General features: G+C 34.6%; 14 protein-coding genes and 1 riboswitch. Of the genes, 8 read left to right on the top strand and 6 right to left on the bottom strand.

The features are described 5' to 3' along the window. Positions 1-43: 43 nt before the first annotated feature. Entirely contained in the window at positions 44-799 is a 756-nt protein-coding gene (locus D9842_RS02270) for a nucleotidyltransferase domain-containing protein (RefSeq protein ID WP_121661086.1), read from the top strand. Positions 800-853: 54 nt separating this feature from the next. Here D9842_RS02270 and D9842_RS02265 read toward each other — a convergent pair whose 3' ends face one another. Next, positions 854-1,039, bottom strand: a complete 186-nt coding sequence (locus D9842_RS02265) for a Fur-regulated basic protein FbpA (protein WP_098797743.1) — start codon at positions 1,037-1,039, stop codon at positions 854-856. Positions 1,040-1,212: 173 nt separating this feature from the next. Between D9842_RS02265 and D9842_RS02260 the strand changes: the two genes are divergently transcribed. The 5 genes from D9842_RS02260 to thiC all read left to right on the top strand — a co-directional run bounded on the left by D9842_RS02260 (position 1,213) and on the right by thiC (position 5,313). Further along, entirely contained in the window at positions 1,213-1,485 is a 273-nt protein-coding gene (locus tag D9842_RS02260) for a hypothetical protein (RefSeq protein WP_121661085.1), read from the top strand. Positions 1,486-1,716: 231 nt separating this feature from the next. After that, entirely contained in the window at positions 1,717-2,055 is a 339-nt protein-coding gene (locus D9842_RS02255; protein ID WP_098797741.1) for a MerR family transcriptional regulator, read from the top strand. Positions 2,056-2,303: 248 nt separating this feature from the next. Beyond that, positions 2,304-2,474 (top strand): aspartyl-phosphate phosphatase Spo0E family protein, encoded by a 171-nt coding sequence (locus tag D9842_RS02250; RefSeq protein WP_121661084.1) that lies wholly within the window; start codon positions 2,304-2,306, stop codon positions 2,472-2,474. Between the two features lie 93 nt (positions 2,475-2,567). Next, entirely contained in the window at positions 2,568-3,218 is a 651-nt protein-coding gene (locus D9842_RS02245) for an MOSC domain-containing protein (protein ID WP_121661083.1), read from the top strand. 90 nt (positions 3,219-3,308) lie between these two features. Then, positions 3,309-3,424: riboswitch (TPP riboswitch) on the top strand. A gap of 131 nt (positions 3,425-3,555) precedes the next feature. Beyond that, positions 3,556-5,313, top strand: a complete 1,758-nt coding sequence (gene thiC, locus D9842_RS02240) for a phosphomethylpyrimidine synthase ThiC (RefSeq protein ID WP_121661082.1) — start codon at positions 3,556-3,558, stop codon at positions 5,311-5,313. A 30-nt stretch (positions 5,314-5,343) separates the two neighbouring features. Here thiC and D9842_RS02235 read toward each other — a convergent pair whose 3' ends face one another. The 4 genes from D9842_RS02235 to D9842_RS02220 all read right to left on the bottom strand — a co-directional run bounded on the left by D9842_RS02235 (position 5,344) and on the right by D9842_RS02220 (position 9,444). Next, on the bottom strand, positions 5,344-5,787 hold the full coding sequence (locus tag D9842_RS02235; protein WP_251393750.1) for a YmaF family protein: 444 nt from the start codon (positions 5,785-5,787) through the stop codon (positions 5,344-5,346). A 70-nt stretch (positions 5,788-5,857) separates the two neighbouring features. Beyond that, positions 5,858-6,973: a Ger(x)C family spore germination protein gene (locus D9842_RS02230; RefSeq protein WP_162987274.1), complete on the bottom strand. Its 1,116-nt coding sequence runs from the start codon at positions 6,971-6,973 to the stop codon at positions 5,858-5,860. Then, on the bottom strand, positions 6,970-8,061 hold the full coding sequence (locus D9842_RS02225; RefSeq protein WP_162987273.1) for a GerAB/ArcD/ProY family transporter: 1,092 nt from the start codon (positions 8,059-8,061) through the stop codon (positions 6,970-6,972). Before D9842_RS02225 ends, D9842_RS02230 begins: the two co-directional genes overlap by 4 nt. A 51-nt stretch (positions 8,062-8,112) precedes the next feature. After that, complete coding sequence (locus tag D9842_RS02220) at positions 8,113-9,444, bottom strand: spore germination protein (RefSeq protein ID WP_121661079.1); 1,332 nt, start codon at positions 9,442-9,444, stop codon at positions 8,113-8,115. A gap of 163 nt (positions 9,445-9,607) precedes the next feature. On the opposite strand from D9842_RS02220, the gene D9842_RS02215 reads away from it, so the two are divergent. Together D9842_RS02215 and D9842_RS02210 are read left to right on the top strand one after the other, a co-directional pair. Next, entirely contained in the window at positions 9,608-10,564 is a 957-nt protein-coding gene (locus D9842_RS02215; RefSeq protein WP_121661078.1) for a processed acidic surface protein, read from the top strand. Next, positions 10,564-11,160, top strand: coding sequence for a class D sortase (locus D9842_RS02210; protein WP_121661077.1), 597 nt, complete (start codon positions 10,564-10,566; stop codon positions 11,158-11,160). Before D9842_RS02215 ends, D9842_RS02210 begins: the two co-directional genes overlap by 1 nt. Before the next feature lie 520 nt (positions 11,161-11,680). Here D9842_RS02210 and D9842_RS02205 read toward each other — a convergent pair. Beyond that, entirely contained in the window at positions 11,681-13,324 is a 1,644-nt protein-coding gene (locus tag D9842_RS02205) for a thiamine pyrophosphate-binding protein (protein WP_121661076.1), read from the bottom strand. Positions 13,325-13,359: the final 35 nt, after the last annotated feature.

Below are 13,359 nucleotides of genomic sequence, written 5' to 3'. Positions count from 1 at the left end.
ATTAAAGGAGAAAAAGAAGAAAAGATGTATCTTGAGGTGACTTATGAATAAAAAAATACTAGAAACATTAAAGAAAATAGAAAAAGAGCAAAATATTACAATTTTATATGCCTGCGAATCTGGAAGCAGAGCATGGAATATGAATACATCTTTTAGTGATTTTGATGTTCGATTTATTTATAAACGAGAAATGAACTGGTACTTACAGCTGATAGAAGGAAAGAATACCTTTGAGTATTCTACAAAAGATAACGAGGAATATGTTGGGTGGGATATAAAAAAAGCTCTGCAACTACTTTTGAAATCTAATCCAACATTGCTAGAGTGGATTTATTCTCCAGTCATCTATCATAATCACCCTTCTTTTAGAAAAGAAATAAGAAAACTATCCAAACTTTCTTTTTCCCCAGTTTCCGTTCTACATCACTATTTAAGCATGGCTAAAAGAAATCATCATTCTTTATTTGAAACGAATAAATCAAAAACAAAACTATATTTAAATGTAATAAAACCGATTGCATGCTGTATGTGGATTGTTAATCATAATGAGTTTCCGGAAATAGGGAAGGAATGGATCTTCGAGGAATGTTCAAAGGATCGTAGTGTACGGACTGAAATCAACAGATTAATCGATTGTAAAAAAAATGATCAACATGATTTTCATTCGGAAATTCTTGATGACTATATTCATTCCTCCCTAGAGAGTCTTGATCAAGTAAAAAAAGAATTCCAAACACTTAAGACCATATTACACGACCCATTTAATGAATTTTTTGTAACGCTCATACAAGAAAAATAAGCATTTATATGTATAGAGAGCTCTTGATCTATTAAGTGGAGCTCTCATCCCCTATCATCCCGCAGAATTCCCTTTTTTCTTTACATTCGGAACATTATGATAGAAATAATTATATTCATTTTTAAGTTCGGTTAGCGTCATCTTATTCATAACCTGACCATTATAAACACCAATTGCAAGTAGTTTTTGAGAGTAATAATTTCTTTGTTCCTCAAGTGCAGTTTGTAACATTTTGCTCATAGCACTCATCTCCATATTTAATAATTTTACATTTCTTACTTTACCTCAAAAATATTATGTGACGATTAATATAATGTTAAGATTTTCTTTCGAGTTATTAAGATTGTATTAATTTGATTAAATTCTTAAAAATTTGTCGAGAATAGTTTCAACACTTTAAGGAGTTGAAACTTGTGAAAATAAAGGTTATAGCAAAAAAGGCAGATCATTTGAGAACAACAGTTTTCTACCTTAACCAAGATGAACCGAAGGCTCAGCAATTATACATGGCAATCTTAAAAAACGAGAAAATTGATATTCTAACAATTTACAATTCTGAAACAAATCAGTATGAAGAGGTAACTTCAATATTTCCACTCACCTTTTTAAGCCTTCTTTCCCAACAAATCCTTATGCAGCTCAATAATGTGTTTCCTCACGGTTCCTATAAAGAATTCATAGGTTGAATATTTAATTTCTAATGAAACAGACAATACTCAGTATATTCTAACGATTTATAAATCCCTTGCGTTTATCCTATTTTATCCTCATCTAAAAGAAGATTCAGTTTCACTGTAAGTATTCCTAACACCTTTTTTATAACTCTATATTTTTATGTCAGATTTTCTAACAAAACAAAAGCCATTCCTTACATAACAGGATATACTTGTAAAAAGAATGTTTTAAGGGGTGGAGCAATGAATCACCAAGACCGCTCATACAAGGATAAAAAGGTAATCTCAATTGGGACTGTCAGTGAGTTGACTGGATTAACGTTGAGACAAATTAGATATTATGAAGAAAGAAAACTAATTGCTCCATATCGGAATGAACGAGGAACTAGAAAATATTCATTCTCTGATATTGAGACACTAATGGACATTGCAGATAAACGAGAGGACGGTGTACAAACAACTGAAATTTTAAAAGAAATGAGATTAAAAGAAAGACAACGTGAAAGTGAAGCTGATGTTAGAAAAAAAATGCTACAAGGTCAGTTGAATGCACAATTTAGGTTTGGGCGTGGCAGGAATTAATCATTATCGCTGCAGTGAGCACATCATCTATTGCTGCAGCGATAAATTTTAGCGCCCCTGAATAAACAAGCCAGCTGATATTTCCCCTATTCTCATATTCCACTTTGGTTAACCCCACTTTTTCCGTTCTTTTCAAAAAATTATACATAAAATAGCGTATTTCCCTATTTACAATTGGAAGAAATAACCGATAATAGATTTAATAGGACTTTTCACCACCTATATATGTAAATTGCGAGGTGTTCAGTGTGAAATCACTAGATGCAGTAATAGAAGAATACCGAAAAAGAATGTTTTCAATCGCCAAAGAAGATGGAATTAGTGCACAACGAACATTGGTTGCCAGTCAAAACTTAGATGAAATATTAAATATTGAAATGAATAAAAATAATCCTTTACCTGTTAATAAGAAAAAATAAATTTAGCTTTCTGTAAAATACACCATTTCATAAGGTTTTGGTGTATTTTTTTCTATTATTGACACAATGATAAATACATGAGGAAGTGATACTATGGATCAAAAAATTATTTGGCTTAGTAAAGGTAAACCATCTACACTTGAACATAAAGGAAAAGAATTTCGTTCAGGGATATGTAAAAGTCAAGTTGAAACACTAGAGGTTAAATCAAGCCATATTGTAGACGATGATGTAGCTAATCACGAGTACCACGGAGGGGCTGAACGTGTCATTTGTGTTTATCCCTACGAACATTATGAAATTTGGGAGAACCTTTACAAACAACCATTACCAAAGGCCGCTTTTGGAGAAAACCTAACCGTTTCAGGTATGAAAGAAACAGATGTATGTATAGGTGATATTTATCAAATTGGTGAAGCTGTAGTTCAAGTTTCACAAGGACGATTTCCTTGTTCAACGATTAACAAGTATACAAATATCAACACATTATTAAATAAGATCGTTGAACATGGTTACACGGGCTATTTCCTTCGTGTTTTAGAGGAAGGACAAATCTCGTCAAATTCAAGCATTAAACGGTTAAAAAAACATCCTAAAGAGATTTCAGTTGCAGCCATTCATAATACTTTTTTCCATCATAAAGATGATTTACCTCAAGTTGAAAAGATCTTATCTCTTAGTGAACTGTCTGAAGAATGGCATGTCCGTATGAAGAAGCTCCGTCGACAATTGATGAAAAAATAAGGGTACTTCAACTCCTCTTATTATTCAAAGAATTCTGTTGACTACATGGATAATTATGTTATGATTATAACTGATTTTAATTAAATTACCAATTTCTACTAGGGGAGTCCATTAGCTTGGACTGAGAGAGGAACGCGTTTGAAGTTCTTTGACCCTTCGAACCTGATCTGGATGATACCAGCGTAGGGAAGTAGCGACATTTGTAAAGGGATAAGCGCGCATCTTTTTACATTTTACCTACACCTATTGAACGGGTTCTGAATTTCAGAACCCGTTTTTATTTTTGCCTTCCGCTGATGTTTCAATCGATCACTTTCATTTTCAAGGAGGAGAAAGTATGAAGATTACAATTAAACAGCCATTTCCCGGAAGTAAAAAAGTTTATGTACAAGGCAGTAATTCTGACATTCAAGTTCCTGTAAGAGAAATTACTCAGAGTGTAACGAAGAATACATATGGCGAAGAAGTGAATCCACCTGTTCGAGTTTATGATACGAGTGGACCATACACTGATATAAGTGCTGAAATTGATATTCGAAAGGGATTACCAAGAGCGAGAGAAAAATGGATCCTTGATCGTAATGATGTTAAGCGATACGAAGGACGAGAAATTAAGCCCGAAGATAATGGATATAAAGCTTCTAGTAAACATTCAAACTTAGAGGTTTTTCCCTCTAATCAAATTCATCCATTGGTGGCAAAAGACGGTAAACGCGTAACACAGCTTTATTATGCTAGAAATGGGATTATAACACCCGAAATGGAGTATATTGCTATTCGAGAGCAGATGGACCCCGAATATGTACGTGAAGAAGTTGCATCAGGCCGGGCTATTATTCCAGCTAATATTAATCATCCCGAAACAGAACCAATGATTATAGGGAAAAACTTTCACGTTAAGATTAATGCTAATATCGGAAATTCTGCTGTTTCCTCTTCTATCGAAGAAGAAGTTGAAAAAATGACATGGGCAACTAGATGGGGAGCAGACACGATCATGGACCTTTCAACAGGGAAAAATATTCATACAACCCGTGAATGGATTATCCGAAATTCTCCTGTTCCTGTTGGTACTGTCCCTATTTATCAAGCACTGGAAAAAGTGAATGGAATTGCTGAAGATTTAACATGGGAAGTTTATCGTGACACGCTTATTGAACAGGCAGAACAGGGGGTAGACTATTTTACTATACATGCTGGAGTTCTTCTTAGATATATCCCGTTAACAGCTAAGCGGACCACTGGAATTGTATCTAGAGGTGGCTCCATTTTAGCGCAATGGTGTTTAGCTCATCACAAAGAAAATTTCTTATATACTCACTTCCATGATATCTGTGAAATTCTATCAAAATATGATATTTCCATTTCTTTAGGTGATGGATTAAGACCAGGCTCTATCGCCGATGCAAATGATGAAGCTCAATTTGCTGAGCTGGAGACTCTTGGTGAATTAACAGAGATCGCATGGAATTACGATGTTCAAGTGATGATTGAAGGCCCTGGTCATGTTCCAATGCATCTTATAAAAGAGAATGTTGAAAAGCAGCAGGAGATTTGTAAAGAAGCTCCATTTTACACGTTAGGTCCTTTAACTACTGATATTGCTCCAGGCTATGATCACATAACTTCTGCTATAGGTGCTGCGATGATTGGTTGGTTCGGAACAGCCATGCTTTGCTATGTAACACCAAAGGAGCATTTAGGTTTACCAAATAAAGAAGATGTTCGAGAAGGTGTAATTGCCTACAAAATTGCAGCACATGCTGCAGATTTAGCAAAAGGTCATCCTGGTGCTCAAAACAGAGATGATGCTCTTTCAAAGGCACGCTTCGAATTTAGGTGGCATGATCAGTTTAATCTTTCCTTAGATCCGGAAAGAGCAAGAGAATACCATGATGAGACATTACCTGCTGAAGGGGCAAAAACAGCTCACTTTTGTTCAATGTGCGGACCAAAATTTTGCTCTATGAGAATATCACATGACATTAGAGAATTGGGTAATGACTCAAGTAAACCTATGCATGAGTTGTTAACTGAAGGAATGAAAGAAAAGTCAAAAGAATTTATTGACGGTGGTTCAAAGATTTATAGATAAGCAAATAAAGAGGTGGGCTATCCCGCCTCTTTATTCTCTTATGCCATTATAGTCAATTAATTTAGTTGCCATGTCCGTATATGACATTCTCGCTAGCGGATCTTCTCCTACAATCCCATATGTTCTTCCTTTAAATCGGTGATCGTGTTTTGGACGTTCTCCCTCTCCATACAGCACACCACCATATTCTATATCGATCGGCTCGTCATAATTATAATAAGTTCGATCTTCAAATAAGTGATAATGACCTCCACCCGGCAATGGTATAGCAGGGCCTGTTTCACCATAAAATCGATGATAATGTTTATTGTTTAAAGACGTAATTCCTCTATATAAATGGCGGTGGCGATCAAAACTATTGCCATTTACTCCTCTTGTAAATCCGTCTATTATGTGAAAATGTTCCCGATATATTGTTGTGAAAGCTGAAAATCGATGAGCATGGTGTGGCTTATCCGCTCCAATTAATATCATAAAATCCCTCCGTCAAGCTACTTACTTTTTCATATGAAAGTTAACAGCTGATGGAAAGTTGTCTTTATCTTTATTCAGGATGACCCTCCTGATCATGTATAATGCCTACATTCTTCATATCCACTGATACCTTTACTTTAAATTGTGCATTAGGATATATTTCATCCCATTTCTCTACTTTATTAGATTCCTTTCCTGTTTTGGTTGCACGGTACCTTAGTCCAAAACCAAGTGGATCCACTTCTTCCTTTTGAAGCTTTTTTAGCAGGCTGTTAATTTGTTCTTCAACCTCAATTTTAACTGCTTTTTCATACTCATTAGCCTTAGCTTCATCTAAGGTTTCAAAAGCTTCTTCAACAATACCACTTAGTTGTACGTCATAAGAAATAACCGGTCGATTACTTTTTTCACTTTTTAGATCAAAGCTGGCCTTAATTTTATCTGTTGAAAAAAGAAAATAGGGTTTCTCCTCTTTTTCTACTTTAATATCGAACTTCGAAGCCCTATTTCTTAACATGTTAAAATATTTTGTTTCTTCTGCAGACAAAATTAAGACCTGTTTCATATCTGAAATAAGGCTTGTATTGTTAATTGAGAATGCTTCTTCTTCCGTTTTGATAATTGGTAAAAAAGGATCAATCCCTCTTTCTGTTTGTCTTCTCCTAAAATCAAATATATAGACAGACGTAACATATGGTGTTTCTGTTCCAACATTTCCAAAACTTAAAAATAATGCATTCGATGGAACTCGCTCACCAGAAGGTTTTGCTTCAAGAACTGATAGAGCAGTTGGACTTCCAACTGCTGTCCAGGCAATTGCTTGGATATCACGTCTACGATAAAACCAATCTAATATATTAGTTAAGTCATCTTCAACAACCTTTTCACCCAATACAATCATTTTTGTATGACTAAAATCTAACTCTTTTTCTACTTTTGACTTAATAATTCTTACCGCCTCTGAAATCGTTTCAGCAGACTCGGTCATCATTCGTGATTCATTACTTCCTGTTTTTGTTTCACTAGTTGGAACCGCTACCTTTAATGTAATATCATACATATTCTCTTTATCATCAGATTTGTCCACTCCTATTGAAACAACAAAAAAGCGACGGTCAATATCTTTATATCCACATCCTCCTAAGAATAGGAACGCAGCAGCAACTATTAAGATTTTGGTTTTCATTTTGAGAGCTTTTCCTTTCTTTTGGATAAAAGTTTCAAAAGGACCAAGCCCGCAATCTGAGCAGGCAACAAGAGCATCATCCATACTTTTGCAATTTCTCCAACTGTTTTTTCCTCAAAAAAAAGCTGAACAACCAAAGCTAACACAGTAAAAACTCCAATAAGCACCAAAGGCTTCATATCAATTTTTTTAAACTTAAAAGATGGAAAAGCAGCCTTTAACAGCTCTAATCCTACATGCCAATGGAGTATTACACTAGCTAATGAAACATTGATATATAAACCAAGGAAAAGAAAACTAATTCGTTCAATAAAGCCTAATTCTATTCTTATCGCTTCAGTGGTTGCAATCCAAGGAAAAGTAAAGGATTCTGCTCCATCAAATCCATTCAGACCAATAGGAATAATAAAAGTGGTAATTAAAGTAAAAAAACCTAATATCGCAATAGCCCATAAATATTTCACTCTAACATCTTTATATAATCGATTAAAGATAACTAGATTTGTATAACCTGTGTAAACAAATGTAGCGGTTGAAATGGATTCAAAACTCGGGATTTTTTGGAAGTGCGTTACAGCAATTCGTACTGAATCCCACATTAAATCATGATTGAAATATGACTTGAATATGATAAAAGCAATAAATGGCAGATTAAGTAATAAAATAATTTCAGTTGCATATAAAACTTTTTTTGATGGTAATGTTGCTCCAAATACAATGACGATTAAAAAAGCAAGCATAATCAGGAGCTCATCCATGTCGGGATTAATATATTGCTTTGAAATATTTGTAAAAGCAACTAACGTAACTAATCCTGCTACGTACCATAATACACCTTGTATAACCAGAAAAAATAAGCGAAACCATTTAGGTGCAAATTTATCAAGTATTTCTGGTAATCCCATATATGGAAATTTGCTCATATATTTTGTGAAAAGAAAGATGATAAAAATCCCAATTGGTAAAGATAGAACCATTGCTAATACTGAACCATTACTTCGATTTTCAATTAATACCATTGGAACATAGGCTACAATATTTGTTAACATGTTAAGAATTAACATGACATAGATAAACCGCTTTGACATAATCATCTTCCTAGCTTTGTAGTGGAATTTGCATAAAAAATATTCTGTTTTTTATTTTTTCATGTTTTCTTTGAAAAAAACTCCTAAGTAAGGCTGACCAAAACTATTCAAACTAACTAAATAATAAATTAGTCCTATTAAAGCCACGATCATCCCAATTAGTCCAGTAAATGTTGCCATCGCCAAGAAAAAATATTTGGCCACCCTCATCGCAAAACCCATTTCATTTATAGGGATCACGAAATTAGAAATAGCAACTGCTGACACAATAATAATCATTATATTGCTTACAAGCCCCGCCTCTGTAGCTGCTTGTCCCAGAATAAGCCCCCCTACTGTTGTGGCTGTTGGTCCAATCGCTTTAGGCAACCTGATACTTGCTTCAGTCAATAACTCCATCATTATTAACATAAATAACACTTCAATATAAGCAGGATATGGAACAGCCGCTCTACTGCCTGCAATTGATAAAGCGAGCTGAACCCTAAACAACTCTGGATTAAATGCTGTAATTCCCACATATATTGCAGGAAGTAAAAGAGCAACTGCAAGTCCAAAATATCTTAAAAAAAGGAGAAATCTTGAAATCCCCTTTGCTTGATACAAATCATCCATTGAACTCATAAAATCATAAAAAACTGATGGCAAAATGAGTGCAAATCTAGTTCCTTCCATTAAAACGATTACCTTACCTTTTGATAAATTATATGCGATTCGATCGGGTCGTTCAGATATAACAACGGTCGGGAATAATATTGATTTCTTCCCGCTTATTAATCTGGAAAGTTGACCAGCTGACTGGACAACATCCTTATCGATGTTTTTCAGTTTTTCTTTAAACTCCTTTAATACATCCCAATTAACCTCTTTATTATCGTAGATAATATTTATAATTAGTTGTGTTTTTTTACCAACCTTATCATCTTCTATTACTAATGTTGGTTGATGGTAGCGATGACGAAGGATATTTAAATTTGTTTCCAAATCTTCACTAAACCCTGTTTGAGGCCCTTGAATAGTTGTTTCAATCGTTGTTTCAGGAATGTTTTTGTTTACAAACTCTTGTATTTCCATCGTTAACAACATCTCTTCAATCGAGATAATCATCGAACCACGTATTAATAAATCAACAGGATTATCATCTTGTTTGAACTCTCTCATCCCTGATAATGATAATAAGTAATCTTTGTAACTTCTCATATCTTCTACTTCAAAAAAAGGCGTTAAAATATCATCATGGATCTTTTTTTTATTACAAATGCTGCTAATATAATAAAATTCGCATTTTTTCTCTTTTGCATCCAATTGCTGAACCACCAAGTCTGAAGAGCCATTAAGCTCGTTCTTGATAGTAGATACTACCTGATCCTTTTGACTATTCATAACAAAGTTCCCCTCATTGATGCTTCGTGTTTTCTATAGCTTTTGCCCTTAGATGGAAAATCATACATATAGAGTGAATACCTGTAGTTTTTTTCTCTTTTATGTATAGTTATGGAAATTGTTCTAATACTACCATCATCTACTATTTTTGGAGGGAATTTTCATGAAAAAGGTAATGGTTTTATTTATTGCATGGTTTTGTTTAACACAGCAAACCGCACTTGCTGCACCACCTCAGGAAGATATTGATCAGATATTAACTGAATTAGGCTGGACGCAACAGGATTTAGTAGATTATCTTGACTATTATGAATTAAGTTTAGATGACTTTGAAACAGCAGAAGATCTTCGCTCTATGTTAGGTACTCCGATTACGGATGAAAATCTGGCTGAATTATTAGCTTCTTATGAAATAACCAGACAAGAAATGGATGTTGTTTTAGCAGAGTTTGGTGAAACTCTTGATGATTATTATTTCATTGAAGATCTGGATGTTGCCTTAAGTTTTTATTTAGATCATGATGGAGAAATGGCAGAAATTGAAGAATTTTTGGCTTTAATCGGTTTGACTGATGAAGAGGTAGATTCGTTATTTAATCATTTCATGGGGCTTGATGAAGAACAGTTAGAGCAAGAAATGGAAGGCATAATAACAAGGCTTGATCCGTATTTAATGATGGATGATATGACAGTTTTAACTGATGCACAACAGAATGAATTAGTTTCAATTCTTCAAGATATGATGAATGTTTTACAATTAGATGCACGTTTTTATTTAGATGATAACAATGGAGTTCGAACAGAGGTTACATTTAAAGAACTAATGAATATGGAAGAGCTATATGGAAATACATTAGCAATAGAGTTATATAACACAAATGGAGACATGCTTTTAGATATGAGTTTATCTGAAGATATGTTAAGCTCTGAATTCTTTATTGAATCTGGAATTGAACTTGCTGAAGTGGGAGATATGGCCGGAGAGCTAACTAACCTTCTACACAATCGATTACCGGATACAGCTTCTTCATTATGGATGAATATGCTTCTAGGATTATTAGCTATTGGTGTAGGAATAACAGGATTTTTCTTAACAAAAAGATTTCAACAGGTTAAGTAATGGTTACTAGGATTGTCTCTTATCTTTCTATCGGGCTCATCTTAGTTGGAATCACCGTTTTTATCTATCAAACCTATTGGATTACAATTGGATTTCAATCGATAAACGAACAAGAGGTAGAAGCATCCTATTCTCCACCTCAACAAGGTAAAACAATAAAAACTGTAAATCCTGCCCCTCCTGAAGAAGGTACAAAAATAGGACTATTAACTATTCCTAAGCTCGATAGAACACTGCCTATTTTTCAGGGAACAAGTGAAGAAATTCTAAAAAAGGGTGTTGGTCATATCTCATCAACACCCTTACCTGGCGAGGATAGTAACTCAGTCTTATCAGCACATCGCGATACCTTTTTTCGTCAACTTGATTCTTTAGTCGTTGGAGATAAACTAATCGTGAATCGTTCAGATTTGTCTTTTATGTACAAAATTAAAAAGATTAGAATTGTCAATAAAAACGATAAAACGGTCATTGTTCCGAAACCAAAAAGTACGTTAACACTTACAACCTGCTATCCTTTCACCTATATCGGACCAGCACCACAACGATACATTATTGAAGCCGAATTAATTACCAAGCCAAAAATCGAACAATAAAATAGTAAAAAAGCTGACGGAAGAAATACTAACGGGTTCTGTTTTGAAGTACAAAATACGCATTAGATTGCTTTTCGTATAGTTATTCGCACTAGGATTTTAAAGCAATCTGGCAAGTAAATCAGCAAAGAAAAATGCTTGGAGATGCTCCAAGCATTTTTTATACAAGATTAGTACCCGATTAAGCAATTTATAAAACTTCAAGAATCGCCAGGAAATAAGCTACTAAAATAAGCGGAGAAATTCCTCTTAATGAGGAAATAGCAACAAAAATATGTTAAATAGACGGAAAGATTCCGCCTATTTAATCGAAAAAGATGAAAATAGAACATTTTACTTTGCTTAACCGGAAAAATTCCTGTTATATCCCCTAAACGGAGTTCCATTCTACAGTCTAACCGGAAAAACTCCGCTTATTTCAACTATCTGCTACTCAATTCAAGAAGGTCTGCTTTATTTATACCGTTTATTGTCATATACCGTTGTCGTGAATGTTATTAACCACCTAAAGAGTTTCTTATTATTTTCCAAACGATGAAAGAAATTTAACTCGATCACCCATTGGTGGAATATTTTGATCAACAAGTTGAATTTCCAATACAGAAGGACCCTTTTCAGACTGTAGCCTTAGAATGAGTTCTGGTGTTAAATCTTCCATTCGTTGAACACAAGCACTGGATATACCCATTGATTCTGCTACTGCTGCAATACTCACTGCTTTCTGTTCAAAGCGCGAATGTGATCGTTGATATTGCAAGTTATGTCCATGATAAACCATACCAAGACGTGCATTATTCATCACAACAAACAGGATAGGTAACTCATATTCCTTTGCTGTTAATATTTCCATGCCATGCATAAAGAAACAACCGTCACCTGTTATACAGACAACATCTCTTTCAGGTTCAGCTAATTTACTACCTATTGCTGTTCCTATTCCAGTACCCATGGCACCAAAATGGACATTAATATCAAATGTATGAGGTTCTTTTACCTTCATGTAATGAATAACATATGACATGAATTCGCCAATGTCAATTGTATATCGAGTAGACTCTGGTAAACATTTTTGTAGAGCTACTAACACATTTTGAGAGTTAAACTCTTCCAAATGATGTTCGAGTTCGAAAAACTCTTCTTTCTTGAAATAAACATGTTGATCATTAATATGCTTTTTCACCTCTTCAATGATTGCACGTAATGTTAACTTACAATCCCCTACTAGAGGTATATTAACTTGGTATTTACGATTAAATACAGTTGAATCAAAATCAATTTGAATAACTTCTCTATTTTTTGTTAAATTAACATTCCAATTATTTGTAGCAGTTTCACCTAAGCTTGAACCAACAACGAGAAGAGTATCCCCTTGGCTCTCGTTAACAATCTCAGAAGCCTTGTCATGGCCAGCAAAACCAAATACTCCTTTAAACAGCGGATGACTGTCTTCCATTAAACCTTTTGCTTGTGGAGAACAAATAATCGACATATTTAGAAGTTCTGCTAATTCAATTACTTCAGCAACAGCCTGTCCTGCTCCTTGTCCGACAAAAATAATTCCATCTTGATGTTGTAGTAACTTTTGGGCAGTTTTAACTACACTTTCTTGTTGAGGAACGACCTTTTTCATGACCGGGAATTCAGGTATTTTAATAATTTCATCAACCATCTCAAGCTGAATATCGATTGGGATTGCAACATGAACTGGCCCCGGAACACCTGACATGGCAATGTTTACCGCTTCTTCAACAATGTCCATAAGTTCATCAGAACGGTTTACAGTGGCACTAAACTTCGTAACAGGCTCAAATACTGGTTGGGCATTTAGCTCTTGCGATGCATTAAGTCCAACAGTATTTACAGGAACAGCACCAGTTATAAACAAAACGGGTAGATGCTCTCGCATTGCATTTGCTGCACCTGTAACTAAGTTTGTCCCACCTGGTCCACTACATCCTATACAAACACTTAAACTCTGAGAATATTTAGCATAAGAAGCAGCCATATACGAAGCTGCTCCTTCATGCTTTGTAACAATAGGAGTTATCTCTGGGAGATCATACAGCTCATCAAAAAACGCATTCACAGACCCTGCTGGAATTCCAAATATATATTTCACTCCACCATTATGAAAATAATTAAGCACAGCACGAATTGCCTTCATTTTATCCTCCTGACTATTAAAAAGCACAAATGATT

This window comes from Metabacillus litoralis (genome assembly GCF_003667825.1).
In the GTDB taxonomy this organism is placed as follows: Bacteria; Bacillota; Bacilli; order Bacillales; family Bacillaceae; genus Metabacillus; species Metabacillus litoralis_B.
This window is presented reverse-complemented; position numbering and strand designations above follow the sequence as displayed.

Excerpts from the sequence above, each read along its gene's own strand:
- D9842_RS02270 (WP_121661086.1), top strand. The coding sequence starts at position 44 with ATGAATAAAAAAATACTAGAAACATTAAAGAAAATAGAAAAAGAGCAA.
- D9842_RS02265 (WP_098797743.1), bottom strand. The coding sequence starts at position 1,039 with ATGAGCAAAATGTTACAAACTGCACTTGAGGAACAAAGAAATTATTAC.
- D9842_RS02255 (WP_098797741.1), top strand. The coding sequence starts at position 1,717 with ATGAATCACCAAGACCGCTCATACAAGGATAAAAAGGTAATCTCAATT.
- D9842_RS02245 (WP_121661083.1), top strand. The coding sequence starts at position 2,568 with ATGGATCAAAAAATTATTTGGCTTAGTAAAGGTAAACCATCTACACTT.
- thiC (WP_121661082.1), top strand. The coding sequence starts at position 3,556 with ATGAAGATTACAATTAAACAGCCATTTCCCGGAAGTAAAAAAGTTTAT.
- D9842_RS02235 (WP_251393750.1), bottom strand. The coding sequence starts at position 5,787 with ATGATATTAATTGGAGCGGATAAGCCACACCATGCTCATCGATTTTCA.
- D9842_RS02230 (WP_162987274.1), bottom strand. The coding sequence starts at position 6,973 with ATGAAAACCAAAATCTTAATAGTTGCTGCTGCGTTCCTATTCTTAGGA.
- D9842_RS02225 (WP_162987273.1), bottom strand. The coding sequence starts at position 8,061 with ATGTCAAAGCGGTTTATCTATGTCATGTTAATTCTTAACATGTTAACA.
- D9842_RS02220 (WP_121661079.1), bottom strand. The coding sequence starts at position 9,444 with ATGAATAGTCAAAAGGATCAGGTAGTATCTACTATCAAGAACGAGCTT.
- D9842_RS02215 (WP_121661078.1), top strand. The coding sequence starts at position 9,608 with ATGAAAAAGGTAATGGTTTTATTTATTGCATGGTTTTGTTTAACACAG.
- D9842_RS02210 (WP_121661077.1), top strand. The coding sequence starts at position 10,564 with ATGGTTACTAGGATTGTCTCTTATCTTTCTATCGGGCTCATCTTAGTT.
- D9842_RS02205 (WP_121661076.1), bottom strand. The coding sequence starts at position 13,324 with ATGAAGGCAATTCGTGCTGTGCTTAATTATTTTCATAATGGTGGAGTG.